Raw genomic sequence first — 1,970 nt, forward strand, 5'->3', positions numbered from 1 at the left:
GATCGGAGGGGCACGGGAGGCAGGGGGCGGCGGACCGCTCATCCCTTGACCGCTCCCTGCATGATGCCGCCGACGATCTGGCGGCCGAAGACGACGAACATGGCGAGCAGCGGGAGGGTGCCGAGCAGGGCGCCCGCCATGATCAGTGACTGGTCGCGCACGTAGCCCGCGCTGAGCTGGGTGAGGGCGACGGGCACCGTCGGGTTGGTCATGTCGAGCACGATGAACGGCCAGAAGAAGTCGTTCCAGGCGTGCACGAACGTGATCATGAAGAGGACGGCCATGGGTGGCCGCGCGATCGGCAGGACGATGCTCCAGAAGATGCGCAGGGAGTGCGCGCCGTCCACCCGGCCCGCCTCGATGAGTTCGTCGGGCAGCGCCTCGGTGAGGTACTGCCGCATGAAGAACACGCCGACGGCGCTGACGAGGGTGGGGAAGATGACGGCGGGCAGCTTCTGGCCCCAGCCCAGTTCCGTCATCATCATGAACAGCGGTACGACGCCGAGCTGCGGCGGGACCAGCATCGTGCCGATCACCAGCATGAGCAGGACGTTGCGGCCCTTGAAGCGCAGTTTCGCGAAGGCGAAGCCGGCCAGGGTGGCGAACAGCACGGTGGACAGGGCGATCACGCCGGCCACGATCAGGCTGTTGAGCATGGCCTTGCCGAGGGCCGCGTCCTGCCACGCCTTGCCGAGGTTGTCCAGGAGGTGCGGCCCGGGCAGGAACGGCGGGGGCGTCTGGGTGACGCGCGTGTTGTCGGTCGACGCCGCCACCATCGTCCAGTACAGCGGGAAGAGCGAGAACAGGGCCGCGATCCCCAGCAGGATGTAGGCGACGGGGCCCGCGTGGTGCTGGCGGCCGGCGCCCGGGTGCCGGAACAGCGCGCGGTTGCGGCCGCGGGGCGCGGTGTCCTTGCCCGTCTTCTTCGGTGCGGTTCCGGGGCGCGCGTCCGGCGTCCGGACCGGGATGCTGTCTGTGGTCATGGGGATCTCCCGGTCAGGCCCTGCGCGCCAGGACGCGCTTGACGACTCGTTGGACGACGAACACGACGATGAGCAGCAGGAACATCGCCCAGGCGACGGTGGCGGCCCGGCCCATCTGGTAGTTCTTCCAGCCCTCCTCGTACAGCAGCAGGCCCAGCGTCTGGTACTGGTTGTCCGCTCCGCCGGTGATGCCGTTCGGGCCCTGGCCGAAGATCAGGGGCTCACCGAAGAGCTGGGTGGCGCCGATCGTGGACAGGACGATGGTGAACACGATGGTGGCGCGGATGCCGGGGATGGTGACCTTCAGGAACTGCTGCCAGCGGGAGGCGCCGTCGATGGCCGCGGCCTCGTAGCGGTCGCGCGGGATCGCCTGCATCGCGGCGAGGTAGAGCAGGGCGTTGTAGCCGGTCCAGCGCCAGATGACGATCGTGGAGATGGCGATCTGGGCGGCCCACTTGTTGTTCTCGAAGTCGATGTTGTCGATGCCGACCAGGCCCAGCATCCAGTTGATCATGCCGAAGTCGCGCTCGAAGAGCATCGTGAAGACGAGGGCCGCGGCGCCCACCGAGGTGGCGTACGGCGTCAGGGCGGCGACGCGGAAGAACGTGGAGCCGCGCAGCCGGTAGTTGAGCAGGTGCGCGAGCCCGAGCGCCATCAGCAGTTGCGGCACGGTCGACAGGATGCCGATGGTGATGGTGTTGAGGAGCGCGTTCCAGAAGCGCTCGTCCTCCCACAGCGCCGTGTAGTTGTCGAAGCCGACCCACTCCATGACGTTCAGGGTGGACAGTTCCACCCGGTGCAGGGAGATCCACGAGGTGTAGATCAGCGGGTAGAAGCTGAAGGCAGCGAAGACGACGAAGAACGGGGCGACGAACGCGTACGGGGCGCCGCGCAGGTCGAGCCGGTGCAGCAGGGTACGGCGGCGCTGCCGCTCCGCGCCGGTGCCGGCGCCGGCCGGCGGGGCGGCGGGGGGCGCACCGTCTGGGG

2 protein-coding genes are annotated in these 1,970 nt (G+C 68.8%); both read right to left on the reverse strand.

Annotation, left to right across the window (positions count from 1 at the left end; genetic code table 11):
- Positions 1 to 38: 38 nt before the first annotated feature.
- Positions 39 to 983, reverse strand: a complete 945-nt coding sequence (locus FGF04_RS12420) for a carbohydrate ABC transporter permease (protein ID WP_149511368.1) — start codon at positions 981 to 983, stop codon at positions 39 to 41.
- A 13-nt stretch (positions 984 to 996) separates the two neighbouring features.
- Positions 997 to 1,970: carbohydrate ABC transporter permease (locus FGF04_RS12425; RefSeq protein WP_235882302.1), on the reverse strand; the 974-nt coding region annotated here is incomplete at its 5' end.

Origin of the sequence: Streptomyces apricus (genome assembly GCF_008369065.1) — a bacterium.
In the GTDB taxonomy this organism is placed as follows: domain Bacteria; phylum Actinomycetota; class Actinomycetes; order Streptomycetales; family Streptomycetaceae; genus Streptomyces; species Streptomyces apricus.

What these genes read in the sequence shown, in the direction of transcription:
- FGF04_RS12420 (WP_149511368.1), bottom strand. Translation starts at nt 983, where the DNA reads ATGACCACAGACAGCATCCCGGTCCGGACGCCGGACGCGCGCCCCGGA.